The following is a 17,319-nucleotide window of genomic DNA, read 5'->3' on the forward strand; positions in this document are numbered from 1 at the left end:
TTGCGGTTGCGCTCGTGTCGATGCTGCCGCTCATGCGTCCACCCCCTGGCGGCCCATTCGCTTGCTGAGCTGGTCGAGTTCGCGCTTGCCGAAGCGGGCATCGCGCCTGAGGTTGGCCTGCAGCGCCTCGAAACTGCCAAGTTCGCGGGCGACATGGGCCGCGCGCAGGATCGCCGCGTCCTGCACGTCGGGGTCGGCCAGCGCCACGTCCAGCATCAGCGCGTTGAGCAGGCCACGCACGCTGTCGGCAGCGTGGGCCGCGCCAAATGCGGCAGGCAGGACCGGCGCCTCCTCCGGTGACCAGTCCGGGAACAGGTCGCGCACCTGGTTGAGCACCAGTTCGCTGCGCAGCGCCGCGTCGGCCAGGTAATGGGCCATGAACCCGCGCACCAGGCCCTGCAAGCGCAGTTGTCCCGGCAGGTCGAGGCCATCCAGCGCCAACGGCCCGTGCAGCCGGGCGTCGATCCAGCGGTCCAGGTCGTCCACGCCCTGCCACCACAGTTCCAGCGCGCGGGCGCGGACAAAGGTCTCCGGATGGGTATCGCCGCCGCTCGACGCGCTCTCACGCGCATCGATTTCGGCCGCCTGCCGCAGGTAGGCAACCGGATCCGGATTGGCGATGCCGGTCTGTACCTTGACCAACGTCGACACCGCGGGCGCCAGCGCATCGGCGGCGATCGCGCCGCCGCGATCGGCGAACAGCTCGGTGTGCAGCGAATAGCGGCGGAACGTCTCGCGATGGCTGTCGGTCGATTGCGGCGAGGCCAGCGCGTCGTTGAGGATGCGGTCGGCGACATGGAAATCGCCGCCATCGCGCGACCACAGCAGGTAATGGGCCAGCTCATGGCCGAACAGCGCCAGCCGCTCCTCCGCCGCGAGGCGTTCCAGCATCGGGCCCAGCAGCACGACGTGGATCTCACCGGGGACGAACACCAGCGAGGCGTTCATCTCCTGGCCGCCGGCCTGGTACAGGGTCGCCGGGGCGTCGATGCCGAGCCGTTGCATCGCCTGCTTCAGCGCCGCGTGCACTTCGGGATGCGCGCTTGCTTCCAGGCGGTAGGTGTTGCGCAGCAGGTGGGCGCGCACTTCCTCGATATGTTCGCTGCGGGCCTTCTGGCTGCTGGCCCACGCCCACACGTCCGGCTCGTGGCGCTTGAGGCATTCGACGACCTGCAGGTGGTAGGGAAGCGGACCCAGTCCGCGGCTTCCGGAAGGTATCGAATCCACGCGTGGTTGCCCCTGACCCATGACCGGTCGAGTGTACGTGAGCGGCGATCGCCGAATCCGCCGGGATCGCCGCGGGTCATCGGCCGCGAAGGCGTTTTCGGCCACCGTCTTGCGCGGTAGGCGCATCGCTATACCCTGTACCGATCAAGCGGCCAGCGTCGCCCGGAGACCCCATGCCCCACCACCCCGAACCGACCCCGCGCGAACTCGCCCGCCTCGACTGGGCGCGTGCCGCCACCGGCACCCCCACCTTCGAACTGCACCGCGCCTCGATGGACGCCGGCTTCCGCAGCTACTGGCGTGGCGCCGTAACACCGGGCAGCGTGGCCGGCACCGATGCCGCCAGCGTCATCGTCATGGACTCCCCGCCGGACAAGGAAGACGTGCGCCCGTGGCTCCACCTCCGCGACGTGCTGGAAGGCGGCGGCGTGCGCGTGCCGCGCGTGCTGGCGCAGGACGTCGAGCACGGTTTCCTGCTGCTGGAGGACCTGGGCGCCGACACCTACCTGCACGTGATCGGCCTGCATAACGCCGACGCCCTGATCGACGACGCCATCACCCAGCTGCTGAAGCTGCAGGCCATTCCCTGCCCCGCGGATCTGCCCGCCTACGACGAGGCCCTGCTCTCGCGCGAACTGCGCCTGTTCGATGAGTGGTACCTCGGCCACCACCTGGGCCTGGTGGTCGACTGCGGCGACATGGACCGGCTGGAACTGGTCTACCGCCGGCTCATCGACGCCGCCCTCGCGCAACCGCAGGTGCTGGTGCACCGCGACTTCATGCCGCGCAACCTGATGCCCGCCGCCGACGGTCCCGCGGTGCTGGACTTCCAGGACGCGGTGCGCGGCCCCATCGCCTACGACGCGCTCAGCCTGTTCAAGGACGCCTTCCTCAGTTGGCCCGAGGATCGCGTCGAAGCGTGGCTCGCGCACTACCACGCCCGCGCCGTGGACGCCGGCCTGCCGGTGCCCGACCTCGCCCGCTTTCGCCGCGACGCCGACTGGATCGGCGTGCAGCGCCACCTCAAGGTCATCGGCATCTTCGCCCGCCTCTGGCACCGCGACGGCAAACCCAAGTACCTGGCCGACGTGCCGCGCTTCTTCGCCTACCTCGACGGCGTGCTGCCGCGCTATCCGGAGCTGGCGCCGCTGGCCGAGGTCATCGAATTGCGCGTCAAGCCGGCGCTGGTCGAACTGGCGCGCGGCCAGGAAGGCATGGGCGGATGAAGGCGCTGATCCTGGCCGCCGGTCTGGGCGAGCGGATGCGCCCGCTGACCAACACCACGCCCAAGCCGCTGCTGAACGCCGGCGGCAAGCCGCTGATCGCCTGGCACATCGAGAAGCTCGCCGCGATCGGCGTGCGCGACATCGTGGTCAACACCAGCTGGCTGGCCGAGCAGTTCCCGCAGGTGCTCGGCGATGGCGGGCAGTGGGACGTACGCCTGCACTACTCGTACGAAGGCCCCACGCCACTCGAAACCGGCGGGGGCATGTGGCACGCCCGCACCCTGCTCGGCGACGCACCTTTCATCGCGGTCAATGGCGACATCTGGACCGACTTCGATTTCGCCACCCTGCCGCGCGAACCGACGGGCGACGCGCACCTGGTGCTGGTGGACAACCCGGCCCACCACCCCGCCGGCGACTTCGCCCTGCACGACGATGCGGTGGCCAGCGCGGGCGACAGGAAGCTCACCTTCGCCGGCATCGGCGTCTATCGGGCCGGCCTGTTCTACAACTGGCGCGGCACCATCGGCGATGCGCCGGGTGCGGACGAAACGCCACCGCGCTTCAAGCTCGCGCCGCTGCTGCGAAAGGCGATGGACGCCGGCCGTGTGAGCGGCAGCCACCACGGCGGACATTGGACCGACGTCGGCACGCCGGAGCGACTCGCTCAACTCGATGCGACGCTGGGATCCACGACGGCCTGACGGGCAGAGCGCACCGGCCGCGCCCAGGCGAAATCACTCCGCGCCCAACACCTGCCGCAGGAACGGAACGGTCAAGCGACGCTTGGCCGCCAGTGACGCGCGGTCCAGGCGATCCAGCACACCGGTCAGGGCCACCAGATCGCGGTCCACGCGTTTGAGCAGCCAATCCAGCGCCGCCTCGTCCAGCACCAGTCCGCGACGCTGGGCACGCTGGCGCAGCACGTCGCGGCGCCCATCATCGTCCAACGGCGCCAGCACGATCCGCGTGCACTGCTGCAGGCGCGAGCGCAGGTCCGGCAGCACCAGTCCCAGCTCGTCGGGATTGCCGCGCGCGGCGTACAACACCGTCGTGCCCGCCGCCCGCGCGCGGTTGTGCGCGTCGAACAACGCGACCTCGTCCTCGCGACTGCCGGCGATGCGCTCCAGCCCATCCAGCGCCAGCAGGTCATTGCCCTCCAGCGCCTGCAACGCCTCGCGCAGGCGCCCGGCGGCGGCGGCCAGCGGCAGGTACGCCGCGCGGCGGCCCGCGCCTTCAGCCGTCGCACAGGCCGCCAGCAGGAGATGGGTCTTGCCCACCCCGGGCGGCCCGGCCAGGTACAGCCACTCGCCGCCCACGGTCGCGGCGTCCTGCACCAGCCCGACAATGCCCGGCTCGCTGGTCACGTAGGTATCCAGCCGCTGGTCCGGCGGGTAGCGCAGCGCCAGCGGCAATTGCGGCACGGCGGGCCCGCCTCCTCCGGAAACGCTCACCCCTCGCCCTGCTCCGGATGCTTGGCGTGATGCGCGGGGGCGCCCAACACGATGGTGGGTTGCTCACCGGCGTACAGCCGGCTGGCCACGTAGCGCTCCTGGGCGAAGCGCAGCAGCACGTTGATCACCGCGGCCAGCGGCAGCGCCAGCAGCATGCCCAGGAACCCGAACAGCTGGCCGCCCGCCATCACCGCGAAGATCACCGCCACCGGGTGCAGTCCGATACGGTCACCCACCAGCTTGGGTGTCAACCAGTAACTCTCGATCACCTGGCCGATGCCGAACACCACCAGCACGCCGGCCACGTGCGGGAAGTCGCCGTACTGCACCAGCGCGGCGATGACGCCCAGGATGATGCCGCTGGCCGGGCCCAGGTACGGAATGAAGGTGAACAGGCCGGCGACGATGCCGATCAGGATGCCCAGGTCCAGCCCCACCGCCCAAAGCCCAAGGCCGTACATCACGCCCAGGATCAGCATCACCAGGAACTGGCCGCGCAGGAACGCGCCGAGGGTGTCGCTGCTCTCGCGTGCCAGCCGCGACGCGGTGCCCAGATGGTCGCGCGGCACCAGCGCGGCGGCGCGCTCAACGAACACGTCCCAGTCGCGCAGGAAGAAGAAGGTCAGCACCGGCAGCAGCGCCACGTTGGCCACCAGTGTCAGCAGCGCAAAGCCGGAACGCGACACGTAGCCCAGCAACGTGGTCGCCACGCCGCCCGCCCGCTCCCAGTTGCTGCGGACCAGCTCGAACAGGTGGCTCAGGTCCAGCCACTGGGTGATCTCCAGCTTGGTCCGCGCCTCCAGCCACGGCAGCGCGGTCAGCATCAGCCAGTCGCGGTAAGCCGGCAGCGACTCCCAGAGCGTCAGCACCTGGCGCTCGATCGTTGGCACCAGCAGCACCAGCGCCAGCAGCACCAGCAGCGTCATCCCCGTGAACACCAGCCCGACGGCGAAATCGCGCGAGCGGCCCCGGGCCTGCAACTTGTCCACCAGCGGATCGCCCAGCCAGCCCAGCATTGCCGCCAGGACAAACGGGGTCAGCACGGGTGCCAGCAGCCACAGCAACCAACACACGGCCACCCCCACCGCCGCCCACTTGAGGCGGCGGAGGAACAGCGCGATTTCCTCGACCGGTTCCATGTCGCGCATCGGTCAGCGCACCCGGTAGACGGGTTCGTCGCCTTCCTCGGCGACCAGCACGTCGTCCCGGGCGACCGCACGCTTGAAGCCGGGCAGGCCGGTCGAGAGCTCAAGGTCGAAGGCGACACTCCCCGGCACCGCGCGCACCGGCATGATCCGGCCAACCCCGGACAACTTCTCCAGGTAACCAGCCAAACGGATGTAAGCCTCGGCGCTGGTGATGCCGGTGAACGTCACCCGATAGGTACCCGCCGGACCCACGCCCTTGGCGGTGCCGCGCTTGGCATAACGGCGGACCAGAGCATTGGCCGCGCCGTCCGCACCGGTGGCTATCACCCGACGGGCGTCCGCGTGCTTTTCGGTCCAACGCGACAGCACCTTGCCGCCATCCACGAAGATCCAGTCGGCCTGCCAGCCTTCCTTGACGCGGTAGAGCTTGCCCACCAGCTGCATCGGCGGGCTGTAGCGCGCCGAGGCGCGGGCCACGGCCGCGGTATCACCACGCCAGATCGCGCCGACCACGGCCTGCTCGGCCGCGGTCGCCGCCGGCAGACCCAGCGCGAAACCGCGGTCCTTGGCCCGGTCCAGCGCCGGACGCACTGCGTTGGCCTGCGGCAGGCCGGCCAGGCGCGGGCCGGAGCCATCGTCGATGGCCAGCCACATCACCGGCTTCGGTCGCGGCAGCGGCCAGATCGGCAGGCCGACGAGGGCCGCCAGTTCTTCCACTTCATCCTGCTCGAAACGCACCACCAGCACCGTGCCGAAGGTCGGTGCGCCGCGCGCGGACACGCCTTCGTCCTGCCGGTAGTCGTAGCCGGCCACCATGTCCTTGGCGCGAGCCAGTTCCTGGCGCATGCCGGGCCGCGATGCCACGGCGTTGTCGCCCGACAGGCGCGTCAGCACCTGCACCAGCGCGCGCACGAAGGCGTTGTTGCGTTCCGGCGCGCCTTGGCCGTTGACCTTGACCTCGGCGGCATACGGACCCTGCGCCCGCGCCCGCTCGCCTTCCACGCGCTGCGCGGCGGCGCCGAACGCCATCGACAGCAGCGCGACGGCCCAAAACAGTCGGATTGCCCGGAGCATCGCCTTCCCTAGGTGGATGGAATCGTCGGGAAATGGTGCCCCAGGCCGGGTGATCCGTCCATTGACGGGCGTCGCGGGGCCCGTACCCAGGCAAACGGCAGGACCGGCGGACTGCTAAAATGCGCGACTCCCTACCGCCACCGCCGAGTCCGCCGTGACGAGCCCCACCCCGCTTACCTACCGTGACGCCGGCGTCGACATCGATGCGGGCAACGAAGTCGTCGAACGCATCAAGCCCGCGATCAAGCGCACGCTCCGCCCCGAGGTCCTCGGCGGCGGCATCGGCGGTTTCGGCGGGCTGTTCGACCTGTCCGGCAAGTACAAGGAGCCGGTCATGGTGTCCGGCACCGACGGCGTGGGCACCAAGCTGATCCTGGCCAAGCAGCTGAACCGCCACGACACCATCGGCCAGGACCTGGTCGCGATGTGCGTCAACGACGTGCTGGTCCAGGGCGCCGAGCCGCTGTTCTTCCTCGACTACTTCGCCACGGGCAAACTCGATGTGGCCACCACGGTCGACGTGGTCGGCGGCATCGCCAAGGGCTGCGAGATCGCCGGTTGTGCGCTGATCGGCGGCGAAACCGCGGAAATGCCCGACATGTACCCGCCCGGTGAGTACGACCTGGCCGGCTTCACCGTGGGCGCCGTCGAGAAGGCGCGGCTGATCGACGGCAGCAAGGTGCGCGAGGGCGACGTCCTGATCGGCCTTGCGTCCAGCGGCCCGCACTCCAATGGCTACTCGCTGATCCGCAAGATCCTGGCGCGCGCCGGCGCAACCGCGGACAACGGCGGGCTGGACCTGGACGTGGGCGGCGTCAAGCTGGCCGACGCGCTGATGGAGCCCACCCGCATCTACGTCAAGCCGGTGCTGGAGCTACTGGCCAGGCACGACATCCATGCCATGGCCCACGTCACCGGTGGCGCGCTGGTGGAGAAGATCATCCGCGTGGTCCCGCAGCCGCTGGGCCTGGAGATCGACACCTCGGCCTGGCCGCTGCCGCCCGTGTTCGAATGGCTGCAGCGCGAAGGCAACGTGCCGCGCGAGGAAATGTGGCGGACCTTCAATTGCGGCATCGGCTTCGTGCTGATGGTGGCGCCGGGCGATGTCGCGGCCATCAACACCGACCTCGACCGACTCGGGCTTGCCCACTGGCAGATCGGTCAAGTCACAGCGGGCGGGCCCGGCGAACGCCTGCGCATCGGCTGACCACATGCGCCTGGCGGTTCTCGCCTCCGGCCGCGGCAGCAACCTCCGCGCCATCCTCGATGCGATCGCGCGCGGCGACCTGGATGCCGAGGTCGTGGGCGTGTTCTCCGACCGCGCCAAGGCCACGGCGCTGGACCATGCCCGATCCGCGGGCGTGCATGCCGCTTCGCTGAATGCCAAGGGTTACCCCAGCCGCGAGGCATTCGATGAAGCGATGTTCAGCCTCGTCGACGCCGTTCATCCCGACCTCATCGTCTGTGCGGGATACATGCGGCTCATGAGCGCCGAAGCCGTCAACCCGCGCCTCGGGCGGATGATCAACATCCACCCGTCGCTGCTGCCCGCCTTCAAGGGTCTGCACACCCACCAGCAGGCGCTGGATGCGGGTGTGGCCGAGCACGGTGCCAGCGTGCACTTCGTCTCCGCCGAACTGGATGGCGGCCCGGTTATTGCCCAGGCCCGCGTCCCGGTGCTGCCCGGCGACGATGCGGAAACCCTGGCGGGGCGGGTGCTGGGGCGCGAACACCCGCTGCTGCTGGCGACCCTGCGCGAACTTGCGTCGCGGCGCATCCGTCTGGGCGCACAGGGCGTGCAATACGACGGCATTACGCTTGCCGCGCCACTGCAACTCACTACCGAGAACCAGCTCACGCCGCCATGACCCGGACCCGACTGATCACCGCACTCGCCGCCCTGATCGTCCCGCTCGCCGCCATCGCGCAGACCGCCGTCCCGGCGCCCCCCGTTGCCCCTGCCGCTGCGCCCGTCGCGGCCGGGCTGGAGCCCTTCGTCGCCCAGTACAAGGTATACAAGGGCAGCAGCGAATTGGGCGATGCCACCCTGCAACTGGTGCGGCAACCCGGGAACCGTTGGCGGGTGGACCTGCTGATGCGCGGCGGCGGCCTGTTCAAGATCGCCGGCGTGCACGCCGACCAGAGCACCATCTTCGACGCCTCCGCCAGCGGCCAGACTTACCGCCCGCTGACTCAGGCCACGGTGCGCAAGCTCGCATTCACGCGCCGGCGAACGACAGGTCTCTACGATTGGCAATCACGCACCGCCCGCTGGTCGGGCGACGTGAAGGAGTCCCGCTCCCGTCCCGTGGCGTTGCAGCCGGGGGACATGAGCGGGTTGTTGATCAATCTGGCGGTGATCCGCGACGCAGCCCCCGGCAAGGCCCTGCACTACCGCTTTGTCGACGATGGCCGTGTGCGCGACCATCACTACCAGGTCGCAAACGACGTCGAAAGCGTGGGCGCGGGCGACATGCGGTTCGATGCGCTGCGGGTGAGCCGGACCGGCGACACCAGCGGCGATGAGACCCTGCTGTGGGTGGCCAACGGCGTCCCGACGCCGATCCGCATCCTGCAGCGCGAAAACGGGCAGGACACCTACGACCTGCGCCTGGTGGAATACAAAGGAATCCAATGATGGCGATGAAGCTTTTCAAGTCGAAGCTGTGCCGAGTGGCCTTCGTGGCCGCAGCGGTGTCAGGCAGTGCCCCGGCGCTGGCGCTCGAGCCGTTCACCGCGGACTACCAGGCCAGTTACATGGGCATGCAGGCCAACGGCCGCATGAGCCTGGCCGCGGCCGGCGAGGGCAAGTGGCGCTACAACCTCAGCATCCAGAACCAGTTGGCCAACCTCAGCCAGACCACCGTCTTCCAGGACGTGGGGGGCCAGTGGCGCCCGCTGTCGGGGACCGACAGCAGCAAGGTGCTGGTGAAGAGTTCGGTCAAGAACGCCGCCTATGACTGGTCGCGCGGCGTCGCCACCTGGTCCGGCGACGTCAAGCCCGATCGCGCCGGCCCGGTGAAGCTGCAGGCCGGTGACATGGACGCGCTGCTGGTCAACCTTGCGCTGGTGCGCGACGTATTGGCCGGCAAGCCGCTGGTTTACCGCCTGGTGGAGAACGGCAAGGTCAAGGTGATGAAGTACACCGTCGCCGGCAAGGAGCAGATCACCGTGGGCGGCAAGCCGCAGCAGGCCACCAAGGTGGTCAACACCAATGGCGAGCGCCAGACCATCGCCTGGGTGGTGGAAGGCATGCCGGTCCCGGCGCGCATCCTGCAGCGCGAAAAGGGTTCTGACGCGATGGACCTGCGGGTCAATTCGGTTCGATAGCCCGAGCCGGGGCGGGTGCCGGAACGCGGCCGAGTGACACGGGCTGCAGCGCTCCCTCCCCGCGATCAGGTTCTACCCACAAAAAAGCCCCATGCAGGGGCTTTTTTGTTCGCTGCGATTCCGGGCGCTGGGAATCACCCGATCCGGCGGATCTTGGCTCCCACCCCGGACAGCTTCTCCTCGATGTTCTCGTAGCCGCGGTCGAGGTGGTAGATGCGGTCGATGGTGGTCTCGCCCTCGGCCACCAGCCCGGCCAGGATCAGCGACGCGGACGCCCGCAGGTCGGTGGCCATGACCGGCGCCCCACTCAGCTTCGCCACGCCGCGCACCACCGCGGTGTGCCCATCCACATGGATGTCGGCGCCCAGGCGCACCAGCTCGTTCACGTGCATGAAGCGGTTCTCGAAGATCGTCTCCTTGATCACGCCCACGCCTTCCGCCACGCAGTTCATGGCCATGAACTGCGCCTGCATGTCGGTCGGGAATGCCGGATGCGGCGCGGTGGTGATGTTCACCGCCTTGGGCCGCTTGCCGTCCATGTCCAGGGTGATGCGATCGCCTTCGCAGGTGATCTCCGCGCCGGCTTCGCGCAGCTTGTCCAGCACGGCATCCATGGTGTTCGGCCGCGCCTTGCGCACGGTTATGCGGCCGCCGGTCATCGCCGCGGCCACCAGGAAGGTCCCGGTTTCGATACGGTCCGCCACCACCGCATGCTTGCCGCCATGCAGGCGCTCCACGCCATGGATGACGATACGCGGCGTGCCCTCGCCCTCGATCTGCGCGCCCATCGCGCGCAGGCATTCCGCGAGGTCGACGATCTCCGGCTCCATCGCCGCGTTCTCGAGGATGGTGGTGCCTTCGGCCAGGGTGGCGGCCATCAGCACGTTTTCGGTCGCGCCCACGCTGACGATCTCGAACACGTGGCGCGCGCCCTTCAACCGGCCGGCCTTGGCCTTGATGAAACCGTGCTCCACCACGATCTCGGCGCCCAACGCCTGCAAGCCCTTGATGTGCAGGTCCACCGGCCGCGAGCCGATCGCGCAGCCCCCAGGCAGCGACACTTCCGCCTCGCCGTACTTGGCCAGCAGCGGGCCCAGCACCAGCACCGAGGCGCGCATGGTCTTCACCAGCTCGTAGGGCGCAACGTGGCTGTTGACCGTGCGCGGGTCGACCACGATGCCGCTCTCGCTGCCCGTGCCGATGGTGCCCTGGTCGATGGTGATCGTGGCGCCCAACCCGGCCAGCAGCTTGGCGGTGGTGACCACGTCGTGCAGGTGCGGCACGTTGCTGATCTCCACCGGCTCGTCGGCCAGCAGGGTGGCGCACAGGATGGGCAGCACGGCGTTCTTGGCGCCGGAGATCTGCACCTCACCGTTCAGCGGGCGTCCGCCCTCGACAACAATCTTCTGCATGGATTTCTCGGCTCGCGGAACGGAGGGGCAGGATTACCAGTGGTTTGCCGCCGGGGTCCCCGGGGGTCGCACGGAACCACCGCGCCAACCTCCCAGCCGGCATGGCGCGGGTCAGGCCGAGGCGCCAGCCTCGTCCGGTGTCATCGTCTTGAGCGCCAGGGCGTGGATCTCGCCCCCCATGCGCTCGCCGAGGGTCGCGTAGACCATGCGATGGCGCGCCAGCGGCAGCTTGCCACGGAAAGCCTCGGCCACCACCGTCGCCTCGAAGTGCACGCCGTCGTCGCCGCGTACATCGGCACGTGAGCCGGGCAGGCCTTGTTCGATCAGGGCACGGATGGTCTCGGGATTCATGGGGCAGGCACCTTGGTGGTCGTCGCGGTCGGGGGGCATCCCGCTGCGGCACGGGAACGACCGCTCGCGCTCGCGCTGCGTCGCCGTCCGCCCGGCGCCGGGCGTTTCCGGGCCAGACCGCATAGAATGGACCGATTAGCCTAGCGGAAAGGCCCCCACTCCGAAATGGCAACCGTGCCCTCGTCCCGACCCCCCCGCCCCACCACTGACACCAGCCCCTTGGCCGCAAGCGGCCGCCGCGCCTTCGCGGTGGAGATCGACGCCCTCGCCGCCGTCGCCGACCGCCTGGATGGTGAGTTCTCCGCCGCGTGCCAGCTGATGCTGGAGACCCGCGGCCGCGTGGTCTGCACCGGCATGGGCAAGTCCGGACACATCGCCCGCAAGATCGCCGCCACCCTGGCCTCCACCGGCACCCCGGCGTTCTATGTGCACCCGGGCGAGGCCGCGCACGGCGACCTGGGCATGATCATCGATGCCGACGTGGTGCTGGCCCTGTCTTACTCCGGCGAAAGCGACGAGATCCTCCTGCTGCTGCCGGTGCTCAAGCGCCAGGGCAACAAGCTGATCAGCATGACCGGCCGCCCCCAGTCGTCCATGGCACGCGAATCCGACGTGCACCTCGACGTCAGCGTGCCCGCCGAAGCCTGCCCGCTCGCACTGGCTCCGACCTCCAGCACCACCGCCTCGCTGGCCATGGGCGATGCGCTGGCCGTGGCCCTGTTGGAGGCGCGCGGTTTCACCGCTGACGACTTCGCCCGCTCGCACCCCGCTGGTGCGCTGGGCCGGCGCCTGCTGCTGCACATCACCGACGTCATGCACGGGGGCGACGATGTCCCCGCGGTGGGCCCGGATGCCACCGTCAGCGAGGCGCTGGTGGAGATGAGCCGCAAGCGCCTGGGCATGACCGCGGTGGTCGACACGGACCGACGCCTGCTCGGCCTGTATACCGACGGCGACCTGCGCCGCAGCCTGGACGACGCCGACGTCGACCTGCGCACCACCCCCATCGCCCGGGTGATGACGAAGGCGCCGAAGACCATCGACGCCGGCGCGCTGGCGGTGGAAGCCGCGCAGCTGATGGAAGCCCACAAGATCAGCGGCCTGCTGGTGGTGGACGCTGAACAGCGCGTGGTGGGCGCCCTCAACATTCACGACCTGTTGCGCGCCCGGGTGGTCTGATCCCGCGACGCCGGACTCTCGACGCCATGCCCTATTCTCACCTCAACGACTACCCCGCCCCGGTGCGTGAACACGCCACCCGCGTGCGACTGGCCTGCTTCGACGTCGATGGCACCCTCACCGACGGGCGCCTGTTCTTCGACAGCGAGGGCCGCGAACTCAAGGCCTTCCACGTGCACGACGGCCAGGGTCTGGTGTTGCTGCGCAAGGCCGGCATCGGGGTGGCCTTCGTAACCGCGCGCGCCAGCACCATTGCTGAGCAGCGCGCACGCGAACTGGGCATCGTCGAAGTGCATACCGCCGTGGCCGACAAACTGGCCTGCGTGCGCGACATCGCCGGCCGCCTCGGCATCGGCATGGACGAAGTCGCCTTCATGGGCGACGACCTGCCGGACCTGCGGGTGATGCAGCAGGTGGGCTTTTCGGTGGCTCCAGGCAGCGCCCACCCGTGGGTGCGCGAGCGCGCGCACTGGCGCACCACCGCTGCTGCGGGCAACGGCGCCGTACGCGAGTTCTGCGACCTGGTGCTGGCCGCGCAGGGCAAGGCCGAAGGGCTGCTGGCCGACGTGGTCCGTGTCGATGGCATTCGCGTCGAGGGCAATGCATGACCTGGCGGACCGCCACCACGTGGATCCTGCTGGTCGCGGCGATTGCCAGCGGCTGGATGCTCTGGCGCCAGAGTGACCCGGAATCGGCCAGCCCCAAGGCGCAGTTCCGGCCCGACTACGTGCTCAACGATCTGGAACTCGTCGCATTGGACAACGAGGGCCGTGAATCCTTCACCCTGCGCGCGCCGCGGCTGACCCGCGATCCGACCGCCAAGTCGATGGACCTGCAGACCCCGGTGTTCGTGATCCCGCCACAACCGGGGCAAACCGGCACGCCGTGGGAAGTGCGCTCGGCGACCGCCTGGGTCGCACCCAAGGGCGACGAAATCCGCCTCCGGGGACAGGTCCGGGCCGACAGCCAGGACCAGCAGGGCCGGCCGGTCAGGATCGCGACCGAAGAGCTGAACGTCTTCCCCAACACCAAGCGGGCCACGTCCGCTGTCAACGTCGCGATGACCCAGCCCGGATTTATACTGAACGGCCGTGGGCTCGACGCCCAATTAGATGCCAAGCGCATCGTCCTCCAATCCGACGTCAAGGCCCGATATGAAAGGACTGCCCGCTAGTTCGCTGGCCACCGTGCCGGCACTCCTGCTGGCTGCCGCGCTTGCCCTGCCGCAGGCGGCCTCGGCGCGCTCGTCCGACCGCAACCAGCCGATGGATATCGACGCTGGCCACGGCGACTACAGCCTGGACGACAGCAAGCCGACCACGCTGACCGGCGGGGTCACCATCACCCAGGGCAGCCTGAACATCAGCGCGAGCACCGCGGTGATCACCCAGAACGGCGGAGACCCCACGCGCGTGGTGCTCACCGGCGCGCCGGTCACGCTGAAGCAGCAGATGGACGATGGCACGCCGATGACCGCCACCGCGAACAAGGTCGACTACGACCTGAAGACCGAAGTGGTGGTGTTCACCGGCAAGGTCGACATCCGCCAGCCGCGGGGCTCGCTGGGCGGGGAACGCGTGGTCTACAACATGCGCACCCAGCAGGTCACCGGCGGCGGCCAGGGTGCCGGCCGCGTCAAGATGCGCATCCTGCCCAAGGGCGCACGCGCCAGCGGGAGCGGCACCTGATGCTGGTCGCCAACGGATTGCGCAAGGCCTACCGCTCCCGCGAAGTCGTCAAGGACTTCGGCCTGACCCTCGACGCCGGGGAGGTCGTGGGCCTGCTGGGCCCCAATGGCGCTGGCAAGACCACCTGCTTCTACATGATCGTCGGCCTGGTGCCGGCGGATGCCGGCGAGATCAAGCTCGACGGCCGCGACATCACCCATGAGCCGATGTACGCGCGCGCCAAGTTCGGCGTGGGCTACCTGCCGCAGGAGCCCTCGGTGTTCCGCAAGCTGTCGGTGGCCGACAACATCATGCTGGTGCTGGAACTGCGCGAGGACCTGGACAGGGCCGGCCGCGAACGGGAACTCGCCAACCTGCTGGACGAGCTGCAGATCGGCCACGTGGCCGAGCAACTGGGCGCCAGCCTCTCCGGCGGCGAGCGTCGCCGAGTGGAAATCGCGCGCGCACTGGCCGGAAAACCGCGCCTGATCCTGCTCGACGAGCCCTTCGCGGGCGTGGACCCGATCTCCGTCGGCGAGATCCAGCGCATCGTCACACACCTCAAGAACCGCGGCATCGGCGTGCTCATCACCGACCACAACGTGCGCGAGACCTTGGGCATCTGCGACCGGGCGTATATCCTCAGCGATGGTGGCGTGCTCGCGCAGGGGGCTCCGGACGCGCTGCTGGCCAATCCCGACGTGCGTCGCGTGTATCTGGGCGAAACCTTCCGCCTGTGATCGAATCGCCAACACCCGTCGGCCCTTGCCGCGGTATGTTTGTGGTTGATCATGAAGCCTCGCCTCCAAGCCTCCCTCGGACAGCACCTGGTGATGACGCCGCAGTTGCGGCAGGCCATCCACCTGTTGCAGCTGTCCACGGCGGAGCTTGAGGCCGAACTGGCCGCGGCGGTGGAGAGCAACCCGCTGCTGGACTGGACCGAGGAGCACGCGCCCGCCCCCGACGCAGGTGAAGGCCCCTCGCCCACCGAGGCGGGTCCGGCCGAACAGGCGCCCGTGCGCGAGGACGATGACTGGGGCATTCCCGAGGGCGAAACCTGGTACGAGCGCGTCGGCCCTTCCGATCTGGATGACGACACGCCGGCCGCCGAACAGGTGGCCGGCGACGAGAGCCTCCGCGACCATCTGCTTTGGCAGTTGCACCTGAGCCACCTTTCCCCGCGCGACCGCAGCATTGGCGTCGCATTGATCGATGCGATCGATGACGACGGCTACCTGCGGGAAGACCTGCACGCCTTCGCCGAGTCGCTGCGCCCCGAGATCGAAGCCAGCGCCGCCGAAGTGACCACGGTGCTGCACCAGATCCAGCGATTCGACCCCGTGGGTGTCGGCGCCAGCAACCTTGGCGAATGCCTGCGCCTGCAGTTGGATACCCTGCCCGACACCACCGCGGGCAAGACGCTCGCCGGCCAACTGGCCAACGGCCCGCTGGAGCGCCTCCCCCGAATCGGGATCGCGGGCCTGGCCGCCGAACTCAAGCTGGATGCGGCCGAGGTCGACGTGGCGGTCCAGCTGCTGCGATCCCTGGACCCCCGGCCTGGCGCGCAGATCGGGGGCATCGGCAACGACACCTACGTCAGCCCTGACGTCGTGATCTGGCGCCAGCACGGCGTCTGGCGCACCGCCCTGGCCTCCGCGACGCGACCGGGCCTGGGCATCCACCGCGGTTACGAATCCATGATCCGCCACGCCAGCACCGCCGACGCCAGCTACCTGCGGGGCCGGCTGCAGGAGGCGCGCTGGCTGCTCAAGAGCCTGGAGGCGCGTGGTGACACACTGCTCAAGGTCACCCGCTGCCTGATCCGGCAGCAGGCCGCCTTCCTCGAGTTCGGCGACAGCGCGCTGCGTCCCCTGACCCTGCGTGAAGTGGCACAGGATGTCGGCCTGCATGAGTCGACGGTGTCGCGCGCGATCTCACGCAAGTACGCACGTACGCCCCGCGGCACGGTCCCGCTGCGCGCCTTCTTTGCGTCGGGCATCGAGACCGGCGCGGGCGGCGAGGCCTCCAGCACCGCCATCCAGGCCAGGATCCGCCAGCTCATTGAAGCGGAGAATCCGCGCAAACCGCTGTCGGATGCGCGCCTGGCGGAGTCGCTCAAGGCCGGCGGCATGCCCGTCGCACGACGCACGATCGCCAAGTACCGCGAGGCAATGAACATCCCCTCCTCGCAGGATCGGGTCCGGGTCTGCTGACCGCGGTACCGTCGACCATCGCCGGCGCAACCGACAAGCACTCATAACGCGCTGATAACACTGCGGCATGGTCGTAACGGGCTAACCCGCCACGCGCGACGACCACCTCTGCAACGGCGAGCACTCGCACCGATTGACTGTTATCAAGGCGCGGCTTTACGAAAGCTTGAAACTGGCACCAACGCATCCCAGACATGAGATGCTGTCACCACCGTTCCAACGTGAAGGAGGTTTCCGATGCGTATCGACGTCCACGGCCAGCAGATCGAAGTCACACAGCCCCTGCGGGACTACGTGGAATCAAAGCTGGAACGGCTGCCGCGCCATTTCGAACAACCACTCGATGTGCGCGTGCTGCTCAATGTCGACAAGGTCGAACACCGGGCCGAGGCCAACATCACCATCGCCGGCAAGGTGCTGCATGCCGATGCAACGGGCGTGGACATGTACGCCGCCATCGACCTGCTTGCCGACAAGCTCGACCGCCTGTTGATGAAGCACAAGGAAAAACAGGTCGACACCCACCGCCGCGCCGAGGGCATCGCCCGCAGTGCCGACTTCGGCTGACGGATGCCCCTGCATGACATGCTCGACGGTGACCGCGTCGCACAGCTGGCTTCGGCCGGTAGTCGCGATGCGGTGATCGACGCCGCCGCCCGGCTGCTTGCCGGTGCGGCGGCCCCGGAGGAAGACGTTACCCTCATCCGCGACAGCCTGCAGGCGCGGGAAGCCCTTGCGAGCACCGCCATCGGCCACGGCGTGGCACTGCCGCACGGCCGCATCGCCGACCTCGAAGACACACGCTGCGCTTTCCTGCAGTTGACCCCGGCCGTGGATTTCGGCGCGCTGGATGGCCAACCCGTCGACCTGGTGGTGGCGATGGCGGTTCCCGAACACTTCGCGCAGGAACACCTGCATCGCTTGGCGGAGGTGGCCGAACGCTTCTCCGATCCCGCATTCCGGGCAGCGCTGCGGGGGGCTCGCACGTCGGCCGAGCTGTATCGATTGCTGGTGACCGGGCAGCCCACCGGCGACTGA

20 protein-coding genes are annotated in these 17,319 nt (G+C 69.1%); 14 read left to right on the top strand and 6 right to left on the bottom strand.

The features are described from left to right. Window positions 1-30: 30 nt before the first annotated feature. On the bottom strand, window positions 31-1,248 hold the full coding sequence (locus tag AC3ARF_RS11435; RefSeq protein ID WP_498928019.1) for a M48 family metalloprotease: 1,218 nt from the start codon (window positions 1,246-1,248) through the stop codon (window positions 31-33). Window positions 1,249-1,400: 152 nt separating this feature from the next. On the opposite strand from AC3ARF_RS11435, the gene AC3ARF_RS11440 reads away from it, so the two are divergent. Together AC3ARF_RS11440 and murU are read left to right on the top strand one after the other, a co-directional pair. Next, complete coding sequence (locus tag AC3ARF_RS11440) at window positions 1,401-2,453, top strand: aminoglycoside phosphotransferase family protein (RefSeq protein ID WP_498928021.1); 1,053 nt, start codon at window positions 1,401-1,403, stop codon at window positions 2,451-2,453. Then, window positions 2,450-3,157 (top strand): N-acetylmuramate alpha-1-phosphate uridylyltransferase MurU, encoded by a 708-nt coding sequence (gene murU / locus AC3ARF_RS11445; protein WP_498928023.1) that lies wholly within the window; start codon window positions 2,450-2,452, stop codon window positions 3,155-3,157. The genes AC3ARF_RS11440 and murU overlap by 4 nt, the downstream gene beginning before the upstream one ends. A gap of 33 nt (window positions 3,158-3,190) precedes the next feature. Here the strand turns inward: murU and hda are convergent, their stop codons facing one another. The 3 genes from hda to AC3ARF_RS11460 are packed head-to-tail and all read right to left on the bottom strand — an operon-like array spanning window position 3,191 to window position 6,129. Beyond that, window positions 3,191-3,877, bottom strand: a complete 687-nt coding sequence (gene hda, locus AC3ARF_RS11450; protein ID WP_498928025.1) for a DnaA regulatory inactivator Hda — start codon at window positions 3,875-3,877, stop codon at window positions 3,191-3,193. 26 nt (window positions 3,878-3,903) lie between these two features. Next, window positions 3,904-5,046 (bottom strand): AI-2E family transporter, encoded by a 1,143-nt coding sequence (locus AC3ARF_RS11455; protein WP_498931853.1) that lies wholly within the window; start codon window positions 5,044-5,046, stop codon window positions 3,904-3,906. A 12-nt stretch (window positions 5,047-5,058) separates the two neighbouring features. Continuing rightward, window positions 5,059-6,129 carry a DUF2066 domain-containing protein gene (locus tag AC3ARF_RS11460; RefSeq protein ID WP_498928027.1) on the bottom strand — a complete coding sequence of 357 codons (1,071 nt, stop codon included), beginning with the start codon at window positions 6,127-6,129 and terminating at the stop codon, window positions 5,059-5,061. A 154-nt stretch (window positions 6,130-6,283) separates the two neighbouring features. Here AC3ARF_RS11460 and purM point away from each other — a divergent pair, with 154 nt between their 5' ends. From purM to AC3ARF_RS11480, 4 genes are read left to right on the top strand one after another with little or no spacing between them, the layout of a single operon-like run. Next, on the top strand, window positions 6,284-7,336 hold the full coding sequence (gene purM / locus AC3ARF_RS11465) for a phosphoribosylformylglycinamidine cyclo-ligase (protein WP_498928029.1): 1,053 nt from the start codon (window positions 6,284-6,286) through the stop codon (window positions 7,334-7,336). A gap of 4 nt (window positions 7,337-7,340) precedes the next feature. Then, the gene (gene purN, locus AC3ARF_RS11470; protein ID WP_498928031.1) at window positions 7,341-7,997 is read left to right on the top strand and encodes a phosphoribosylglycinamide formyltransferase; all 657 of its coding nucleotides are present in this window, start codon (window positions 7,341-7,343) and stop codon (window positions 7,995-7,997) included. Then, window positions 7,994-8,767, top strand: a complete 774-nt coding sequence (locus tag AC3ARF_RS11475) for a DUF3108 domain-containing protein (RefSeq protein WP_498928032.1) — start codon at window positions 7,994-7,996, stop codon at window positions 8,765-8,767. The genes purN and AC3ARF_RS11475 overlap by 4 nt, the downstream gene beginning before the upstream one ends. A gap of 5 nt (window positions 8,768-8,772) precedes the next feature. Continuing rightward, entirely contained in the window at window positions 8,773-9,459 is a 687-nt protein-coding gene (locus tag AC3ARF_RS11480) for a DUF3108 domain-containing protein (RefSeq protein WP_498931855.1), read from the top strand. A gap of 134 nt (window positions 9,460-9,593) precedes the next feature. On the opposite strand, the gene murA is transcribed toward AC3ARF_RS11480, so the two are convergent. Further along, window positions 9,594-10,871 carry a UDP-N-acetylglucosamine 1-carboxyvinyltransferase gene (murA, locus tag AC3ARF_RS11485; protein WP_498928034.1) on the bottom strand — a complete coding sequence of 426 codons (1,278 nt, stop codon included), beginning with the start codon at window positions 10,869-10,871 and terminating at the stop codon, window positions 9,594-9,596. A 111-nt stretch (window positions 10,872-10,982) separates the two neighbouring features. After that, window positions 10,983-11,222, bottom strand: a complete 240-nt coding sequence (locus AC3ARF_RS11490; RefSeq protein ID WP_498928036.1) for a BolA family protein — start codon at window positions 11,220-11,222, stop codon at window positions 10,983-10,985. A gap of 165 nt (window positions 11,223-11,387) precedes the next feature. On the opposite strand from AC3ARF_RS11490, the gene AC3ARF_RS11495 reads away from it, so the two are divergent. The 8 genes from AC3ARF_RS11495 (at window position 11,388) to AC3ARF_RS11530 (ending at window position 17,319) form a co-directional block, all read left to right on the top strand. After that, a complete protein-coding gene (locus tag AC3ARF_RS11495; RefSeq protein WP_498928038.1) occupies window positions 11,388-12,401 on the top strand; it encodes a KpsF/GutQ family sugar-phosphate isomerase in 1,014 nt (337 codons plus the stop codon). A 26-nt stretch (window positions 12,402-12,427) separates the two neighbouring features. Continuing rightward, window positions 12,428-13,009, top strand: a complete 582-nt coding sequence (locus AC3ARF_RS11500; RefSeq protein WP_498928041.1) for a KdsC family phosphatase — start codon at window positions 12,428-12,430, stop codon at window positions 13,007-13,009. Next, a complete protein-coding gene (gene lptC, locus AC3ARF_RS11505; protein WP_498928043.1) occupies window positions 13,006-13,575 on the top strand; it encodes an LPS export ABC transporter periplasmic protein LptC in 570 nt (189 codons plus the stop codon). Before AC3ARF_RS11500 ends, lptC begins: the two co-directional genes overlap by 4 nt. Beyond that, the gene (gene lptA / locus AC3ARF_RS11510; RefSeq protein WP_498928045.1) at window positions 13,556-14,089 is read left to right on the top strand and encodes a lipopolysaccharide transport periplasmic protein LptA; all 534 of its coding nucleotides are present in this window, start codon (window positions 13,556-13,558) and stop codon (window positions 14,087-14,089) included. Before lptC ends, lptA begins: the two co-directional genes overlap by 20 nt. After that, the gene (gene lptB / locus AC3ARF_RS11515; protein WP_498928047.1) at window positions 14,089-14,808 is read left to right on the top strand and encodes an LPS export ABC transporter ATP-binding protein; all 720 of its coding nucleotides are present in this window, start codon (window positions 14,089-14,091) and stop codon (window positions 14,806-14,808) included. The genes lptA and lptB overlap by 1 nt, the downstream gene beginning before the upstream one ends. A gap of 51 nt (window positions 14,809-14,859) precedes the next feature. Further along, window positions 14,860-16,281 carry an RNA polymerase factor sigma-54 gene (locus AC3ARF_RS11520; protein ID WP_498928049.1) on the top strand — a complete coding sequence of 474 codons (1,422 nt, stop codon included), beginning with the start codon at window positions 14,860-14,862 and terminating at the stop codon, window positions 16,279-16,281. A gap of 237 nt (window positions 16,282-16,518) precedes the next feature. Beyond that, window positions 16,519-16,848, top strand: coding sequence for a ribosome hibernation-promoting factor, HPF/YfiA family (gene hpf / locus AC3ARF_RS11525; protein ID WP_498928050.1), 330 nt, complete (start codon window positions 16,519-16,521; stop codon window positions 16,846-16,848). 3 nt (window positions 16,849-16,851) lie between these two features. After that, window positions 16,852-17,319: a PTS sugar transporter subunit IIA gene (locus tag AC3ARF_RS11530; RefSeq protein ID WP_498928051.1), complete on the top strand. Its 468-nt coding sequence runs from the start codon at window positions 16,852-16,854 to the stop codon at window positions 17,317-17,319.

Source organism: Lysobacter sp. KACC 24251, from assembly GCF_057747755.1.